10 protein-coding genes are annotated in these 16,171 nt (G+C 74.7%); all 10 read left to right on the top strand.

What is annotated here, in order from left to right; all coding sequences use genetic code 11:
• Nucleotides 1–135 precede the first annotated feature (135 nt).
• The 10 genes from OV207_RS19160 (at nt 136) to mtnC (ending at nt 16,167) form a co-directional block, all read left to right on the top strand.
• The gene (locus OV207_RS19160) at nt 136–9,678 is read left to right on the top strand and encodes a flagellar hook-length control protein FliK (RefSeq protein ID WP_267556592.1); all 9,543 of its coding nucleotides are present in this window, start codon (nt 136–138) and stop codon (nt 9,676–9,678) included.
• Between the two features lie 13 nt (nt 9,679–9,691).
• Nucleotides 9,692–10,300 carry a hypothetical protein gene (locus OV207_RS19155; protein WP_193350153.1) on the top strand — a complete coding sequence of 203 codons (609 nt, stop codon included), beginning with the start codon at nt 9,692–9,694 and terminating at the stop codon, nt 10,298–10,300.
• A 55-nt stretch (nt 10,301–10,355) separates the two neighbouring features.
• The gene (queC, locus tag OV207_RS19150; RefSeq protein ID WP_267556591.1) at nt 10,356–11,051 is read left to right on the top strand and encodes a 7-cyano-7-deazaguanine synthase QueC; all 696 of its coding nucleotides are present in this window, start codon (nt 10,356–10,358) and stop codon (nt 11,049–11,051) included.
• The gene (ddpX, locus tag OV207_RS19145) at nt 11,051–11,713 is read left to right on the top strand and encodes a D-alanyl-D-alanine dipeptidase (RefSeq protein ID WP_267556590.1); all 663 of its coding nucleotides are present in this window, start codon (nt 11,051–11,053) and stop codon (nt 11,711–11,713) included. The genes queC and ddpX overlap by 1 nt, the downstream gene beginning before the upstream one ends.
• Nucleotides 11,714–11,811: 98 nt before the next feature.
• Nucleotides 11,812–13,056, top strand: coding sequence for a serine/threonine-protein kinase (locus OV207_RS19140; protein ID WP_267556589.1), 1,245 nt, complete (start codon nt 11,812–11,814; stop codon nt 13,054–13,056).
• A gap of 164 nt (nt 13,057–13,220) precedes the next feature.
• A complete protein-coding gene (locus tag OV207_RS19135; RefSeq protein WP_267556588.1) occupies nt 13,221–13,346 on the top strand; it encodes a hypothetical protein in 126 nt (41 codons plus the stop codon).
• A gap of 50 nt (nt 13,347–13,396) precedes the next feature.
• Complete coding sequence (locus tag OV207_RS19130) at nt 13,397–14,209, top strand: alpha/beta hydrolase (protein WP_324291544.1); 813 nt, start codon at nt 13,397–13,399, stop codon at nt 14,207–14,209.
• Between the two features lie 88 nt (nt 14,210–14,297).
• The gene (locus OV207_RS19125; RefSeq protein WP_193350141.1) at nt 14,298–14,927 is read left to right on the top strand and encodes a methylthioribulose 1-phosphate dehydratase; all 630 of its coding nucleotides are present in this window, start codon (nt 14,298–14,300) and stop codon (nt 14,925–14,927) included.
• On the top strand, nt 14,924–15,469 hold the full coding sequence (locus OV207_RS19120; RefSeq protein WP_267556587.1) for a 1,2-dihydroxy-3-keto-5-methylthiopentene dioxygenase: 546 nt from the start codon (nt 14,924–14,926) through the stop codon (nt 15,467–15,469). The genes OV207_RS19125 and OV207_RS19120 overlap by 4 nt, the downstream gene beginning before the upstream one ends.
• Complete coding sequence (mtnC, locus tag OV207_RS19115; protein WP_267556586.1) at nt 15,466–16,167, top strand: acireductone synthase; 702 nt, start codon at nt 15,466–15,468, stop codon at nt 16,165–16,167. The genes OV207_RS19120 and mtnC overlap by 4 nt, the downstream gene beginning before the upstream one ends.
• Nucleotides 16,168–16,171 lie beyond the last annotated feature (4 nt).

The following is a 16,171-nucleotide window of genomic DNA, read 5'->3' as shown; positions in this document are numbered from 1 at the left end:
CATGACGTTCCTCGCCAGCAGAATCTCCAGGGGAAGCGCCTGGGTGTCCCGCGCCCCGCCGCCTGCCGAACGAGCGGGGGTTTGTCCAAAATTTCGGGGGCTTAGGGCTCATGGTAGCCTCGCCCCCCTCCGAAGATGGCCACCGATAGCGAGTCCCCCAAGTCCGCCGCCCCCCAGTCGGGCGCCGCCCCCGAGCTTCGCCTGTTGGATCGGCGCGCGTTCGTGGGCTTTCCGGCATTGGAGGTGCAGCCCGGCCTGCGCATCTCCGACTTCGCGCTCCAGATTCCGGACGTCAGCTTCCCGTTCAACGTCAGCGCGGGCGCCACGCGCTACCAGCGCAAGAAGCTGCTCTTCGGCTTCCTGGAGCTGTCCGTCGACGCGGACCTCATCACGCGCAAGGTGGCGGAGCTGGCCGGACGGCTGGCCGGCGTCGAGGACCTGCGCCTTCACTTCCGCCCCGGCTACCTGGAGGGCCAGGGGCGGCTGCCCGCGCCGGAGCGCACGCCGTTCACGTTCAAGGTTGCCTTCGACGCGGACGGGGACCGGCTGGCCGTCTACGTCTACGACGTGCGCCTGTATGGCTTCTCCGCCACGCCGTCGGTGCAACTGCCGGGGCTCCTGTCCACGGCGGTAGGGGCGCTGGGGCTCCTGCCGGACGTGGAGGTGCGCGGCGCCACCGGCTTCTCCACCCGCGTGCTGCCCGCGCTGTGCGAGCGCGCCGCGATGAGCCGGGGCTACAAGGTGCCCACGCTCGACACCGCGCGCCTGTCCGCCGCGGAGGTCTCCAGCACCGGCCTGCGCCTGCGCTTCGCCGCGGGGGGGCTGCCCCCGCCCGCCGCGCCGGACGAGGAGCTGATGCTGGCGCTGGAGGGTGCCCGGGCCTTCGCGGACGCGGAGGGGCTGGTCGCGCAGGGGCGGCTCGCGGAGGCGCGGCAGGCGTACCTCCAGGCCGGGGACGCGCAGGACGCGCACCCCTTCGCCGCGGAGCGACTGCTGGCCCTGCTGGTGGCGGATCCGCAGGCGCACGACCTGGCGCTGGACGTGGCGGCCACGCTGTCGCGCCGTCGCGACCGCAGCCCCGCGGCGCTGTGGGGCGAGGCGGTGGTGCGCGAGCGTCGGGGCGAGGGTGCCCGCGCGGCGGAGCGCTACCTGGCGCTGTGCGCGCTGGCCCGTCGCACGTCGGAGGAGGCCGCCGCGTTCTTCGCCGCCGAGGCCGCGGCCCGCTCGTCCCGCGACACCGCGCCCCAGGTGGCGGTGAAGGCGCTGCACGAGCTGCTGGGCCTCAAGCCGGACCACCTGCCGTCGCTCAAGGCCCTGGCGCGCGCGTCGGATCAGGCGCGGGACCGGGCGGGCGCGGTGCGGGCGTACCGGCGGCTCGCGGCCCTGGCGCGCGACCCGCTGGAGGCGGCGGACGCGCACGTGCACCTGGCGCGGCTGTGCGCGCAGACGGAGGACGACATCGCGGGGGCCCGGCTGCACTGCGAGGCCGCGCTGCGCCTGTCGCCCGACCAGCCGGATGCGCTGCTGTTGCTGGGTGAGCTGTGCCATCGCGGCGGCGAACACCTGCGCGCGCTGAAGGCGCTGGACCGCCTGCGCGAAGTGTCGATGGCGCGCCACGAACTGGACCGCGTGGGACAGGCGGACCTGCTCGCGGGCCGGGTGTGGGAAGAGGGGCTGAAGCAGCCGGAGAACGCGCTCCTGCGCTACCGCGAGGCGGTGTCGCTGCTGCCCGGCGAACCCGAGCCGCTGTTCGCCTCCGCGCGCGTGGCCGAGGGGCTGGGGCGCCTCCAGGAGGCCCTGAGCGGCTACCAGCAGGCGCTGGAGCTCGCGGGCCCGGCGCCGCGCTCGGAGGGCATCCGTCACGCCGCGCACGAGAGCCACCACGCGCTGGCGCGGCTGTCGCGCACGAAGCTGGGCGACCCGGCGCGGGCGCGCGAGCACCTGGAAGCAGCGCTCGCGTTGGATCCGCGCGACGCGGTGGCGCTGGACGAGCTGATTCCGTACTTCCGCGTCACCGGCCGCTCGCAGGAGCTGGCCGAGGCGCTGGAGAAGGCCGCCGCCCTCAAGGAGGAGCCCAAGGCCCGCGCGGCGCTGTGGGCCGAGGCCGGCGAGCTGTACCGGGGCAAGCTCCAGCAGGCGGACAAGGCCGACCGGCTGCTCACGCTCGCGCTGGAGGCGGACGGCGACCACCGCCCCGCGCTGGAGTCGCTGCTCGCGCTGGCCGAGGCCCGTCGCGATGGCGCGCAGCTCACGCGCTGCCTCTCCGCGCTGGCGCGGCTGACGCCGGAGCCGAAGGAGCGCGCGCAGAAGTACCGCCGCCTCGCGGTGGCCGCGCGCGACCTCGCCTTCGACCTGGACCTCGCCGTGCACGCGTTGCAGGAGGTGCTGCGCGCGGAGCCGGACGACCTGCCTGCGCTGGGCGAATTGTGCGCCCTGCAGCGCAAGCGCGCCGACATGGCGGGGCTCGCGACCGCGCTGGAGGACCGCGCGCGCGTGGCCGAAGCGCAGGGCGACAAGCGGCTGGCGGCGGCGGCGCTGCGCGAGCTGGCGGGCGTGCTGGAGGCGCGGCTGGGCCGGGTGGGCGACGCGCTGGTGGCGCTGGAGAAGGCGGCGCGGCTGGCCCCGGATGCCGCCGTGCTGCTGGACCTGGCGGACCTGAGCCTGCGCTGCGAGCGGCCCGAACATGCGCGGCGCGCGCTGGAGTCGCTGCTGGCCATGCTGCCGCGCACCGCGGCGCCGGAGAAGCTGGCGGACGTGCGCGCCCGGCTGGGCCGGGCGTGTGAGCTGCTGGGCGACCGCGAGGGCGCCATCGCCGCCTATGCGCAGGCGTTCCCGCTGCGGCGGCTGGACGACGTGCTCGCCACGCGGTTGGAGGCACTCTACACGGAGGCCGGGGAGACGCAGGCGCTGGCGGAGCTGTGGGCCACGCGCGCGCAGGCGCTCTCGGGCGCCGACCGCGCGGAGGAGGCCGCGCCGCTGTTCCTCCAGAGCGCTCGCGCGCTGCTGGAGCGCGGCGAGAAGGCCTCCGCGCTGATGCGCCTGGCCTCCGCGCTGGAGGCCAGCCCCGAGGGTCCGCTGGCCGCCGAGGTGCTGGAGGCGCTGGCGGAGCTGGAGCTGGAGCGCGGTGAGAAGCTGGAGGCGGCGCGGCTGTATGCGCGGCGCGCCACGCTGGTGCCGGACGCGAGGGCCGGCGCGAAGCTGCTCTTCCGCGCGTCGCTGCTGGCCACGGGCACGAGCCGCGAAGAGGCCTTCCTCGCGGACGCGCTGGAGCGCGACGCCACCTTCGCCCCCGCGCGCATCCGCCGGGGCGAGCTGCGGCTGGCCACCGACGCCCGCGCCGCGCTGGAGGACTTCGAGGCGGTGCTGGCCCTGCCGCCCGCGGACGTGGATGCCCCGCGCGAGGCGGAGCGCGTGGCCCTCACTCGCAAGGCCGCCACCGCCGCCGTGCGCGGCAACCGCACGGACGCGGCCCGCCGCCTGCTCGCGGAGTTCTGCGCGCGCACGCCGGAGGACCTGGACGCGCGGCTGGAGCTGGCCGCGCTGCACCGCAAGGCCGGCGCGCGCGAGGCCCTGGCGGACCTGCTGGTGGAGCTGTGGCCGCGCCTGGCCGGAGACGCCCGCCGTCAGGCCCGCCGCGAGCTGGCCGAGCTGTGTCTGTCATTGGGCCGGGCGAGCGCGGCGGCGGATTCGCTGCGCAGCCTGTTGGTGGAGGAGCCGCAGGACGCCTGGGCGGCGCAGGCGCTGCTGGAGCTGCTGCCCCCGCCGGGCACGGGCAGCGCGGAGGAGGAGTCCGAGCGGCTGGAGCTGTTGGGCACGCTGGTGTCGGCTGCGTCGGGCGAGGCTCGCGCGGAGCTGCTCGCGCGTCGGGCCGTGTTGCACCGGAGCGCCGGTCGCGTCGGGCCCGCGCGGGATGACTGCGCCCAGGCCGCGAAGCTGTCGCGCAAGCCCGCGCCGCTGCTGCTGATGCTGGCGGAGCTGGCGCGCGAGGCGGCGGACGCGCCCGCGGAGCTGGATGCCTGGCGCCGCGCCGTGGCCGCCGATGCCAGCCTGGGCGCGCGCGCGCGGGAGCGGCTGCTGGCCCTGGCCACCGTGCTGCTGGAGAAGGACGAGCGCGCCTCCGCCGGGGATGCGCTGCGCGCGGCCATCGCGCTGGAGCCGCCCGCGGACGCGCGGTGTGACGCCTTCTTCGCGCTCGCGAAGCTGGCCCGCCGTGACGGCAAGAGCACCGACGAGGCCGCCGCGCTGGCCGAAGCCGCGCGCCAGGGGCCCATCGCCCGCCGCGTGGAAGCGCTCCTGCTGCGCGCCGCGTTGCTGGAAGGGCAGGGCGAGCGCGAGGACGCCGCGAGCGACCTGGAGGCCGCGCTCCTGCTGGCACCTCGCCACGAGGAGGCCACGCTCGCGTTGCAGCGCGTGCTGCGCGACCTGGAGGACTGGGCGCGGCTCGCGGAGCTGCTGGCCGCCGAAGCGCCGCATGCGTCTCCCGCCGTCGCGGCGGCGCTGTACGCGGAGCTCGCGAGCCTCTACCTCGACCGGCTGGGCCAGTCCGCCCCGGCCGAGGCCGCGCTGCGGCAGTCGCTGCGGCTGACCCCGACCGACGCGGCCGTCCGCCGCCGGCTGGTGTCGCTGGTGGCCGGTCGCGGTGAGCTGCTGGAGGCCGCGGGCCTGCTGGAGGCCGCGGCCGAGGACGCGGAGCCCACCGAGGCTGCTTCATTGCTGCGCGAAGGCGTCACCTACGCACGGCAGGCCCAGGAGCTGGACCGCGCGCTGACCCTGGCGCGCCGGGCGCATGCGCGGGTGCCCGCGCGGGGCGACGACCTGGCCACGCTGGCGGACCTGCTCTACCTGCGCGGCGCGGTGCGCGAGGCCCTGCCGCTTCAGGAGGCCCTGGCCACGGCGGCGGACTTCCGCGCGGCGCCGGAAGCGGCGGAGGCCGCGTACCTGCGCCTGGGAGACCTGGCCGAACAGGCGGGCGACGTGAAGCGCGCGGTGGCCGCGTACCGCCACCTGCTCACGGAGCGTCCGCTGAGCGAGCGCGCCGTCGAACGGCTCGCCGCGCTGCTGGAGAAGGAGGATCCGCGCGGCGCCTTCGAGGTGCGCGTCGCCCACGCGCGCGTGCTGGCCCCGTCCGAGGACACCGTCGCGCGGCTGGTGACGCTGGCGGAGCGGGCGCGCGAGGCGCTGGCGGACGCGGGCATCGCGGCGTCGCTCCTGGCGCACGCGGCCCAGATGGCGCGGCAGCCCCTGCCCCTGCGCCGCCGGCTGGCCGCGCTCTACCGGGAGACGGGCCGCTCGACGGAGCTGCTGGCCGAGCTGCAGCCGGTGGCCGCGCTCAGCCTCCAGGCTGGCGACGTGGACGCGGCGCTGGCGGCCTACGACGAGGAGGCCCGGCTCGCGGAGGCGCTGGGCCGAGCTGACGAAGCGCTGCGCTCGCTCGCCAATGCGCGCGACCTGCTCGCCTCCGAGGACCGTCGCGCGGAGGCCGCCGCGTGCGAGCGTCGCCGCGCGGAGCTGCTGCGCGACGTGAAGCTGGACCTGAACGCGGCGGAGGAGGCGCTGGAGCGCGCCTTCGGGTTCGCCGCGGAGCTGGACACGGCCCGCCTGGGCGCGGCCCTGGCCGAGCGCCGCGACGACGCGGCCGCCGAAGCCCGCTGGTGGGAGCGCGCGCTGCCCCGGCTGACGGGCACGAAGCAGGGCGCGGCGGTGCTGCTGCGGCTGGCGCGCCTGAACCTGGGCGAGCTCGCGGACGCGCCGAAGGCGGAGGGCTTCCTGCGCCAGGCGCTGCGCCAGGACCGCGCGCTCGCGGAGGCGGAGGCCCTGCTGGCGGAGCTGCTGGAGCGCGACGGACGGCTCGCGGAGCTGGCCGCCTGGTACGAGGAGTGCGCGGAGGCGGAGACCGACGTCGAACGGCACGCGGCGCTGCTGTACCGGGCCGCGGTCATCTACCGGGACCGGGCCGGCAAGCCGGAGGCCGCCGCCGCCGCGCTCATCGCCGCGCGCGCCGCGAAGCCGGACGACCTGGAGCTCACCGCGCAGGCGGCGGAGCTGCTGCACCAGGTGCGCCGCCCCGCGGACGCCGCCGAATTCGACGCCATCCTCCTGGAGGCGGACCCCTTCCGGGAGCCCGTCTTCACGCGCCACCGCGCCTTCCTGGAGGAGAGCGAGGAGCAGCAGTCCCTGGCGGAGCTGATGCTCCGCCGCGCCGAGCGCCAGCAGCCCGCGGAGGCCGCGGTCAGCTACCTCGCCGCCGCGAGCGCCTTCCGCGAGGGCGGTGCCCGCGAGCGCGCCATCCTGTGCGAGGACCGCGCGTTCGAGCTGGACGCCAGCAACGCGGAGGCCTTCCACCACGTCCGTGAGCGCGCGGCCGGAGACGTGCGCCGGCTGGCGGAGCTGCTGGGCCAGCGCGCCGAGGCCGTGTCGCCCTCCGAAGCGCTGCCCCTGCTGCGCGAGCGGGCCCAGCGCCTGCTGGACGCGGGCGAAGCCCTCAAGGCCGCCGAGGCCTTCGACGACTACCTGGGCCGCGCGGGTGGCGACGTGGAGGCCCTCTGCGCGCGCGCGGAACTCGCCGCCCAAGGCGGAGGCCCCGCCGCCGCGCAGCCGTACGACCGCCGCGTCCTGGCGCTGGGCGGGGACACGCTGCCGGTGCCGGTGCTCGTGCGCACGTGGCTGCGTCTGGGCCATGCCTCGCTCGCCTCGGGCGCCTTCCACGACGCGGCGGATGCCTTCGAGGCCGTGGTGTCGCTGGAGCCGGAGGGCGCGCGCGGCGGTGAGGCGCTGTCGCTGCTCGCGGAGGTGCACTCGCGCACCGGCAACGGACCGGGCCTGTACCGGGCGTCGTTGCAGCTCGCGCGCCGGGCCCAGGACACCGCGACGGAGGAGGTGCTGCTGCGCCGCGCGGCGGACCTCTTCGATGATCCGCGCGAGGCCATTGACGCGCTGGTGCCCCTGGCGCGGCTGCGCCCCGCCGACGCGAGCGTCATCGACCGGGCGGTGGAGGGCCTGCGCGCCCTGGGCCGCCACGGCGACCTGCTGGGCATCTACGAGGCCGGCGCGGAGGCCGCGGGAGGCGCGCGCGCCGCGGAGCTGCTGCTCGCCGCCGCGACGGTGGCGAACGACTCGCTGTCGGACGCGGACACGGCCTGGTTGCTCACGCAGCGCGCGGCGGAGGCGGATCCGGAGAACCCGGCCGCCCTGCGCGCGCTGGTGGAGGGCCTGCGCACGCGCAAGGAAGTCCAGGCGCTGCTCGCCGCGCTGGAGCGCCTGGTCCCCCGCACGGACGACGCGGACGAGGCCGCCGTGCTCCGGCTGGAGCTCGCGATGCTCGCGCGCGACGCCGGCCGCGAGGAGTCCGCCCGCGAAGCGCTCGAAGCGGTGGTGTCGCGCGGTCCCTCCGGTGCCGGCTACGCCGACGCGCTGGAGGCGCTGGAGCCGCTGCTGGGTGAGGCCCACGCGCGCCGGGCGGAGGTCCGCGTGGCCCGCGCGGAGCTCGTGTCGGGTGAAGCCCGGGTGTCCCTGCTGGTGGCCGCCGCCCGGGCCTTCGAGAAGGCGGGCCTGCTGGACGAGGCGCTGAAGGCCGCGAAGGCCGCCGTCGCCACGGAGCCGGACCTGCGCGCCGCGCTGCTGGTCGCGCACCTGCACCGTGCCTCGGGAGATGCGCCCCGCGCGGCCCGTGCGCTGTTGCAGGCCGCGCGCCTCGCCGCGCCCGAGGAGCGACCGCCGCTCCTGCTGGAGGCCGCCGGCCTCTGGGAGAAGGCCGGCGACATGGGTGAGGCGCTGGAGGTCATCGAGCGCATCGCCTCCGACGCGCCGGACATGCTGTCCCCGGCGGAGCTGGCCGAACGCTTCGCGCGCCTGGGGGCCTTCGCGCGCGCCCTGGACGTGGGCTTCGCGCCCGCCATGGTCGCGGGCGAGTACACCGACGCGCTGGCCATGGCCGCGCAGGCCGGCGACGCGCCCCGCACGCGCGAGGCCCTCTGGGCCCTGGTCGCGATGCCGGACGTGGATCCGTCCCACGCGGCGGCCCTGGCGGACGGGCTGCGCGAGGACGCGGAGTGGGAGGGCCTGCTGGAGCTGGCCGCCCTGTCCTTCGAACGCGACGTGGCCTTCGCCGTGGCCCTGCGGGACGAGGTGCTGCGCGCCCGTCCGGCCCCGGTGCTCGCGCGCCTCCGCGCCCTGGACGAGCTGGGCGCGGACCCGGGCCTCGCCGCGCGGCTGATGCTGCTGCTGCCGGAGCTGGGCCTGGAGCCCGACGCGCTGGCCGAAGCGGTGCTCGCCCGCGTGCGCGCGCTGCCGGAGCCCGCGCGCCTGGAGTCGCTGGCCTTCGCCGCGGACGGCTGGCCCGCGCGCCGCGAGGAGCTGCTGCGCGAGCGGTACGCGCTGGAGCTCAAGCTTGCGCACCTGGAGTCCGCGGAGCGCACGCTGGCGCTCATCGCGCAGGACACCGTCGACGTGAAGGCGCGCGCGCGGATGCACCTGGAGCGCGGCGAGCTGTTGCAGGGCCCCCTGGCGCAGCCCGCCGAGGCCCGTGAGGCCTTCGAGGAGGCGCTCGCCGACGACGCGGAGAGCCTGGACGCCGTGAAGGCGCTGCTCGCGCTGGTGGACGAGGCGCGCGAGGCCACGGTGTTCCTGTCCCTGGCGGACACGCTCGCGAAGCTCGCCGGCCCGGACGCGTGGACGCCGTACCGCGAGCGGCTGGCGGATGCCTTCGAGGCCCAGCAGCGCTACGCCGAAGCCGCCACGCAGCTCGAACAGCTCCCGGACACGGACGAGCGGCTCGCCCGCCGCGTGCGCTTCGCCGAAGCGCGCGGCCTGGTGGGCGAAGCGCTGCGGCTGCGCGAGCGCCTCACGCAGGAGCCCGCCGAGCTCGAAGTCATCCTGCGCGGCTACCTGGACGCCCAGCTCGTGGGCCCCGCGGTGCGGCTCACCGAACGGCTGGCGGACGCGGGCCACCTCTCGCCGGACCTCACGCGGTGGGTGACCGAGCGGCTGTCTCCGTCCCCGGACGGCGCCGCGCTCGCGGTGCGCTTCTGGCCGGCGCTCCTGCGGCGGAAGTGGCCGGACGTGGACGGCTGGACGCTGTACGCGGAGGCGCTGCGCGCCCTGGGCCGCGCGGACGCTGCCGAGCGCACGGATGGCATTGGCGCGGCGCTCGTCTCCAGCGAGGCCCCCGCGCCGCGCGCTCCCGTGTCCGCGCTGGCCCGCCCCGCGCAGGACTTCCAGCACCCGGAGCCGGAGGGCCAGGTGCCGGTGACGGGCGAGAGCCTGTCGCGCCTGTACGTCGCGCTGAAGCCGGTGCTCGCCGCGCTGGGCGCGGAGCACGTGCGCCTGTCCGTCGACCCCAGGGGCGGCGTGGAGGCGTACCTGACGTCGCCGGACGCGCTGGTGCTGGGCGCGGGCGCGCTGGGCTGCTTCGGCGCGGTGGAGCTGGGCTGGCTGTGCGCGTTGTCGCTGGCGCTGGGGGACGCGGGCGTACAGCTCTCCCGCCCCGGCACGGCGTTGGCGTGGGAGGCCGCGGTGGTGGCGGCCTGGCGCGCGATGCCGGCGTCCCTGGCGGCGGGTCGTGTGCTGGCCCAACTGGACGCGGCCTCGCGCGGCGGCGACCCGACGCGCGTGGACGTGGGCGAGGTGCTGGCCCGCAGTGAAGCCTTCCACCAATTGGCCCTGGCGTCGCTGGACGTCTAACCTCGGGGACGACATGCACCTGAAGCGACTCGCGCTGGCGCTCTTCCCCGCGGCGGCCCTGGCCGTCGCGGTGGGCTGTTTCACGGACCCCGTGTACCCGGGCAACCAGGTGCTGGGCTCGTTCCGCTTCCAGGCGAAGCTGGACGCGGCGCGCACCACCTGCGACGCGGGCTCGCGCGAGTTCGCGCAGCTGGACGACGCGGGCTCCTTCTTCTTCGAGGGCACCTTCTCCCGCGACACCGACGCGGGCACGGGCTTCCTCACGGTGCTGGGCTTCACGCGCGACGCCGGCTACACGGGCCAGAGCGTCAACTCCACCCACCGCGCCACCGCGCCCCGCGCGTCGTGCGGCACCGGCTGCGAGGACTCCGAGATCGAGGAGAACCTCAACGTCATGCTCCTGAGCGACAGCCAGGCGCGCAACGTGGCGCGCGACTGCTCGCGCCTGGACGGGGGCGTCCCCGAGGGCGCCATCCCCGCTCCCACGGAGAACGGCTACGACGTGTCGCTCGCGTGCGGCACGCTCACGGACGTCTTCCTGCCGGGCAAGGGCCCGAACTGCAAATGCCAGCCGGCCACCTGCACCACCGTGTACACGGTGAGCGGCGACCGGCAGGACTGAAGCCCCGGGGCCCGGCCCCGTCGTGTAACGTGCGCCGCCCGAAGTGGAGGATGGCATGGCGAAGCGTGCGGTGGTGCTCCTGTCCGGCGGACTGGATTCGACGACCTGTCTGGCGATGGCGAAGGCGGACGGCTTCGAGCCGGTGTGCCTGTCCATCGCCTACGGCCAGCGCCACGCGGTGGAGCTGGAGCGGGCGCGCGCGGTGGCGCAGGCCATGGGCGTGCGCGACGTGCGCGTGGTGACGGTGGACCTGCGGCAGGTGGGTGGGTCCGCCCTCACGGACGACATCCCGGTGCCCAAGGACCGCTCGGAGGACGCCATGTCCCACGACGTCCCCATCACCTACGTGCCCGCGCGCAACGCGCTGTTCCTCTCCCTGGCGCTGGGGCTCGCGGAGGTGGTGGGCGCCACGGACCTCTACATCGGCGTCAACGCGGTGGACTACAGCGGCTACCCCGACTGCCGCCCGGAGTTCATCCGCTCCTTCGAGGCCATGGCCCAGCTGGCCACCAAGGCGGGCGTGGAGGGCGCGCGCTTCCAGGTGCACGCGCCGCTCTCCGGCCTCACCAAGGCGCAGATCATCCAGGCCGGCGTGAAGCTGGGCGTGGACTACGGCATGACGCACTCCTGCTACGACCCGGACCTCCAGGGCCGCGCGTGTGGCCGCTGCGACAGCTGCCTCTTGCGCGCGAAGGGCTTCCAGGAGGCCGGCGTGCCGGACCCCACCCCCTACGTGGAAGGGGTGCGCTGATGCGCGCGACGACGCGACTCGCGCTGACCCTGGCGCTGCTGGGAGGCGCTCCGGCCCTGGCGGAGGATGCGAAGCCGAAGCCGGCTCCGAAGGCGAAGGCCGCCGCGCCGAAGGTGGAGCTGGTGGACGCGGCCACCGTCATCCCGGACCTCATCCTGGACCTGCGCTACGCGACGGAGGACAACTTCCTCAAGCGCCAGGTGTACCCGGACGGGGCGCGGTGTCTGTTGTTGCCGGACTCGGTGCAGCGCCTGACGAAGGCCGCGGACCTGCTGCGGCCCCAGGGCTACCGGCTGAAGGTGTACGACTGCTACCGGCCGCGCGCCGTGCAGTACGAGATGTGGAAGATATTGCCCAAGCCGGGCTACGTGGCGAACCCGGCGAAGGGCTCCAACCACAACCGGGGCGGCGCGGTGGACCTGACGCTGGCCACGGCGGACGGGGGCGAGGTGGAGATGCCCACCGCCTTCGACGACTTCACCCCCAAGGCGCACCACGGCTACATGGGCGGCACGCCCGCCTCGCGCAAGCACCGCGAGGTGCTGCGCGCGGCCATGGAGGGGGTGGGTTTCAAGCGCAACAAGATGGAGTGGTGGCATTACGACCTGCCCGGCGCTACGAAATTGCCGGTGCTGGACGTGCCCTTTACGCCGACGAACTGACGCTCGGCCGGCTGCTGGCCCAGTGGTTTCGCGCGCTTGCGTCATGGACTGCGCGTAGGTGGGCGCGCGCACGGCGTGCCTGCTATTCCTGGCGTCCCATGAGGCAAACGCTCTCGGCCGGCCTGGAAAACACGCTCATCACTCCGCCCTCGCAGTCGGAGCTGGCGCCCACGCTCACGCCCGGGTCCGCGACGACCAACCGGCGCAACACGGTGCTGCCCCGGGTGCAGTGGACGGGGCAGCAGCCCACCGTGGTGCCCCTGCAACGCGAGCGCTTCGAAGAGGTGCGTCCCCTGGGGCAGGGCGGCATGGGCGAGGTCGTCCTGATGCGCGACCACGACATCGAGCGGGAGGTCGCGCTCAAGCGGCTGCCCCCGGGCGCGGACCTGGACCGCGTGCTGCGCTTCGTGGAGGAGATCCGCACCGTCGGCACGCTGGACCATCCGAACATCGTGCCGGTGCACGACGTGGGCGTGGATGAGCAGGGCCGCTACTTCTTCATGATGAAGCACCTGCAGGGGGAGACGCTGGAGTCCATCATCGCCCGCCTGCGCCGCTCGGACCTGGACGCGCTCGTGCGCTATCCGTTCCAGGTGCGGGTGCAGATCTTCCGGGGCGTGCTGCACGCGCTGTCGTATGCGCACGGCAAGGGCTTCATCCACCGCGACCTGAAGCCCGCGAACATCATGGTCGGGCCCTTCGGTGAGGTGACGGTGCTGGACTGGGGCCTGGCGCGCAAGGTGGGCGCCCCCGCGCCGGCGAGTCTTCCGGAGGGCGCTGGAAGCGCATCGACGGGGCTCGTGCCCGCGCGTTCGCTGCACACGGAGGTCGGCTCCGTGGTGGGCACGCCCCTGTACATGTCCCCGGAGCAGGCGCGCGGCGAACACGACCAGATGGATGCGCGCAGCGACATCTACAGCCTGTCCGTGCTCTTCCACGAGCTGCTCGGGCTGACGCACTACCTGGACGGACTCCAGTCGGTGCCGGACATCATGAAGGGCGTGCAGACGCGCTCGCCCTCCCTGTTCTCGATGCACGCCCACAGCGCCCAGGGCCCGGTGCCCGCGGAGCTGCTGTGGTTCGTGGCGAAGGGGATGAAGAAGGACCCCGCGGAGCGCTTCGCCTCCGTGGACGACATGGTGCTGTCGCTGGACGCCGCGCTGGACGGCCGGTGCGCGGTGCAATGCCAGCGCACGCTCCTGAAGAAGACCTTCCACCAGGGCCTGCGCGCGGCGGACCGCAACCCCATGGCCGTCACGCTGGCCATGCTGGTGGGCGCGGGGCTGGTGGTCGCGTCGGCGGTCCACCTGGGCATGTCGTTCTTCGCGACGGTGCCGCACTGACGTCCGGCGCCTTCCAGGGGCGCCTCCGAAAAGCGCGGTAACTTTTCGCCGCGCGCGGGGTTCCCATCCGCACCATGCGCGCCCTCCTTGTCTGGCCCCTGGTGGCCCTGTGCCTGTCGTGTGCGTCCCGGTCGCGGGTCGCGCCACGGGAGGCGCCGCCCGCCGTGCCCTTCAATGAAGCGAGCGCGGTGCACGTCCTGCAACGGCTGGCCTACGACCCGTCGGCCCGGGACCTGGCGAAGGTGTTCCCGGGCTACCAGGAAGGCACCCCGCTCGGGATGTTCACCTGAGCCCCTGGGGAATCCTCCGCTGCACCCCGGCGATGTGATGGACTGACGGCGTGCAACGCTTCCGTCGCCTGCTCATGGCCTTCCTCATCGTCACCGGCATGCTGTACTTCGCGCTGTGCGCGCTCATGTTCGCCGCGCAGCGCTCCCTCATCTACCCCGCGCCCCGCTCCGAGCCGGAAGCCCTGCGGGGCCTGCCCGGCTTCGGCCAGGTGCCGCTGGCGGCGGGCCTGAGCGTGGACACCTTCTACCTGCCCGCGCCTCCAGGCGCGCCGACGGTGCTGCACTTCCACGGAAACGGCGAGCAGCTGCTGCATCAGCGGCAGTTGGGCCAGCTGCTCGGGGACGCAGGGGTGGGCTTCCTCGCGGTGGAGTACCCGGGCTACGGCGCCTCGCGGGGCAGTCCCTCGGAGGCGGGCCTGTACGCGGCGGCGGAGGCCGCGCTCCAGTTCCTGAGCGCGCAGGGCGTGAAGCCGGATGAGGTGGTGCTGAGCGGACGCAGCCTGGGGACCGGCGTCGCGGTGGAGATGGCGCGGCGCGGATACGGTGCGCGCATGGTGCTGGTGGCGCCGTACACGTCCATGGTGGCCATGGGCCAGCGGCTGCTGCCCTTCCTGCCCGCGACGCTGCTGGTGCGCGACCGCTTCGAGTCCCTGTCCAAGGCCCCCGGCATCTCCATCCCGGTGCTGGTCATCCACGGCGAACAGGACGAGGTCGTCCCGGTGGACATGGGCCGCACGCTGGGACAGCGCTTCCCCCACGCCACGGTGGTGACGGTGCCGGACGCGGGACACAACGACGTGCTGGAGCAGGACGGTTTGAAGGAGTTCGCGAGGCTGGCCACGTTCGCGCTCGACGGAACCTGAGCCGGCCCCTTTCGCCCGTAGGTGAGCCCCGGACTATGCTCCGGGGCATCGGCGCGACGTCCTCGCGTCCTGGTTCCCCGAGGGATGGATGCGCGTCAATCCGGTTCCCGCCACCCCCCTGTCCGACGCCGTCCGCGAAATCGTCGAGGTGGGCCGCTTCCTGAGCGTGCGCAACTTCGTGCCCGCGACCAGCGGCAACTTCTCCCGCCGGCTGGATGCCCGCACGGCCGCCGTCACCCGCTCCGGCGTGGACAAGGGCGAGCTGGTGGAGGCGGACGTGCTGGTGGCGGACCTCCACGCGCCGCCGCCCGAGGGCGCGTCAGCGGAGACGCCCCTGCACCTGCAACTGTACCGGGACCGGCCGGACGCGCACGCGGTGCTGCACACGCACTCCGTGGTGTCCGCGCTGCTGTCGAACCTGCGGCTGGCCGAAGGCGAGCTGGTGCTCCAGGGCTTCGAGCTGCTCAAGGCGCTGGGGGACACGCGCACGCACGAGGCGGCGGTGTCGATTCCCATCTTCCCCAACGACCAGGACATCCCCCGGCTCGCCAGCAAGGTGACGGCGCTCCTGGAGCAGCGGCCGGAGCTGGTCGCGTACCTCATCGCGGGCCACGGGTTGTACACCTGGGGACGGAGCATGGCCGAGGCGCGTCGCCACGTGGTGGCGCTGGAACACCTGCTGACGTACGAACTCGAGAAGATGAAGGTGCTGCGATGAGCAACCTGACGATCTACAGGGAACACCCCCCGGCGGAGCCGCTGGGCGTCTTCACGGAGCCCGCGGACATCGCAAGGGAGCTGGCCCCCATCGGCGTGCGCTTCGAGCGCGTGGACGCCTCCGTCGCGCTGCCGGACGGCGCGGGGCAGGACGCGGTGCTCGCGGCCTACCAGGCCGTGGTGGACGCGGAGAAGAAGGCCCGCGGGTACAACACCGTGGACGTGGTGCGCATCCGCCCGGACGTGGACAACGTGGCGCAGGCGCGCCAGAAGTTCCTCTCCGAGCACACCCATTCGGAGGACGAGTCGCGCATCATGGTGGAGGGCAGCGGCTGCTTCTACCTGCGCGCGCAGGGCAAGGTCTTCCAGGTGGTCTGCACCCGGGGTGACCTCATCCGCGTGCCGGAAGGGATGAAGCACTGGTTCGACATGGGGCCCGCGCCGCTGTTCGCGGCCATCCGCTTCTTCATCCGCCCGGACGGCTGGGTGGGCCACTTCACCGGCGAGACCATCGCCGAGCGCTTCCCGAAATACGCACCATGAGCGCCCCCGTCGCCATCGTCACCGACATCGAGGGCACCACCAGCTCCATCGCCTTCGTGAGGGACGTCCTCTTCCCCTTCGCCCGCAAGCACCTGGCGGAGTACGTCGCGACGCACGGGCAGCGGTCCTCCGTGCGCCAGTGCCTGTCCGACGCCCGCACGCTGGCCGGTGAGCCCGCGCTGGACGACGTGGGCACGGTGGCGCTGCTCCAGCGCTGGCTGGGCGAGGACCGCAAGGCCACGCCGCTCAAGACGCTCCAGGGCCTCATCTGGGCGGACGGGTACGCGCGCGGGGAGCTGAAGGGCCACGTCTACGCGGACGCGGCCCGGGCCCTTCGCGAATGGTCGGAGCGGGGCCTGCGCCTGTATGTCTATTCCTCCGGCAGCGTGGCCGCGCAGAAGCTGATTTTCGGCTACAGCGTGGAGGGGGACCTGACGCCGCTGTTCTCCGGCTACTTCGACACGACCACCGGCCCCAAGCTGGAGGCCGCGTCGTACACGAAGATTGCCCAGGCGCTGGCGCTGCCACCGGGGGACATCCTGTTCCTGTCGGACAACGTGGCGGAGCTGGACGCGGCCCGGCGGGCGGGGTTCGGCACGGCCTGCCTGGACCGCGGGGAGGCGTCCATTCCCCCGGGCCACGACCACCCGACGTTTCACGACTTCACGTCGCTCGACCCGTTCGCGCGCGTGCCCTGAGAGG

Origin of the sequence: Corallococcus sp. BB11-1 (genome assembly GCF_026626625.1) — a bacterium.
Classification (GTDB): Bacteria; Myxococcota; Myxococcia; order Myxococcales; family Myxococcaceae; genus Corallococcus; species Corallococcus soli.
Note: the sequence above shows the minus strand (reverse complement) of the source record. Positions and strands in the feature narration are given on the sequence as shown.

Coding starts and splice junctions, on each gene's coding strand:
- ddpX (WP_267556590.1), top strand. CDS start 11,051: ATGCGCGCGACGACGCGACTCGCGCTGACCCTGGCGCTGCTGGGAGGC.
- OV207_RS19155 (WP_193350153.1), top strand. CDS start 9,692: ATGCACCTGAAGCGACTCGCGCTGGCGCTCTTCCCCGCGGCGGCCCTG.
- OV207_RS19160 (WP_267556592.1), top strand. CDS start 136: ATGGCCACCGATAGCGAGTCCCCCAAGTCCGCCGCCCCCCAGTCGGGC.
- mtnC (WP_267556586.1), top strand. CDS start 15,466: ATGAGCGCCCCCGTCGCCATCGTCACCGACATCGAGGGCACCACCAGC.
- OV207_RS19140 (WP_267556589.1), top strand. CDS start 11,812: ATGAGGCAAACGCTCTCGGCCGGCCTGGAAAACACGCTCATCACTCCG.
- queC (WP_267556591.1), top strand. CDS start 10,356: ATGGCGAAGCGTGCGGTGGTGCTCCTGTCCGGCGGACTGGATTCGACG.
- OV207_RS19120 (WP_267556587.1), top strand. CDS start 14,924: ATGAGCAACCTGACGATCTACAGGGAACACCCCCCGGCGGAGCCGCTG.
- OV207_RS19125 (WP_193350141.1), top strand. CDS start 14,298: ATGCGCGTCAATCCGGTTCCCGCCACCCCCCTGTCCGACGCCGTCCGC.